Origin of the sequence: Escherichia sp. MOD1-EC6300 (assembly GCF_002965045.1) — a bacterium.
GTDB classification, from domain to species: Bacteria; Pseudomonadota; Gammaproteobacteria; order Enterobacterales; family Enterobacteriaceae; genus Escherichia; species Escherichia coli_F.
This window is the reverse complement of sequence record NZ_PTRH01000056.1, coordinates 1-956: the sequence shown is the minus strand read 5'-3', so window position 1 is coordinate 956 and position 956 is coordinate 1. Positions and strand designations below refer to the sequence as shown.

The window sequence follows — 956 nt, the reverse complement described above, 5'->3', positions numbered from 1 at the left end:
ACAACGCCCGCGCCAACGGTACGGCCGCCTTCACGGATTGCGAAACGCAGACCGTCGTCCATCGCGATCGGGTGGATCAGGGTAACAACCATTTTGATGTTGTCGCCCGGCATTACCATCTCTACGCCTTCCGGCAGTTCGATGGTACCAGTCACGTCAGTAGTACGGAAGTAGAACTGCGGACGGTAGCCTTTGAAGAACGGAGTATGACGGCCGCCTTCATCTTTGGACAGAATGTACACTTCAGATTCGAACTTGGTGTGCGGCTTGATGGTGCCCGGCTTAGCCAGTACCTGACCACGTTCGATTTCTTCACGTTTGATACCACGCAGCAGAACACCTACGTTCTCACCAGCACGGCCTTCGTCCAGCAGTTTGCGGAACATTTCAACGCCAGTACAGGTAGACTTCTGAGTCTCTTTGATACCAACGATTTCAACTTCTTCACCAACTTTGATGATACCGCGTTCTACACGACCGGTAACAACGGTACCACGACCGGAGATGGAGAATACGTCTTCGATCGGCAGCAGGAACGGCTTGTCAATCGCACGCTCTGGTTCCGGAATGTAAGAATCCAGGAAGCCAGCCAGTTCCAGGATTTTCGCTTCCCACTCTGCGTCGCCTTCCAGCGCTTTCAGAGCAGAACCACGAACGATCGGAGTGTCGTCGCCCGGGAAATCGTACTGAGACAGAAGTTCACGAACTTCCATTTCAACCAGTTCCAGCAGCTCTTCGTCATCAACCATGTCGCATTTGTTCAGGAACACGATGATGTACGGAACGCCTACCTGACGACCCAGCAGGATGTGCTCACGAGTCTGCGGCATCGGGCCGTCAGTCGCAGCAACTACCAGGATCGCGCCGTCCATCTGAGCAGCACCGGTGATCATGTTTTTAACATAGTCGGCGTGCCCCGGGCAGTCTACGTGTGCGTAGTGACGGGTCGGGGTGTC

The 956-nt window shown here is 54.5% G+C and carries 1 protein-coding gene; it reads right to left on the bottom strand.

Annotation, left to right across the window (positions count from 1 at the left end; translation table 11 throughout):
• The coding region (tuf, locus tag BGE37_RS24755) for an elongation factor Tu (protein ID WP_000223459.1) at nt 1–956 on the bottom strand (956 nt) is incomplete at both ends.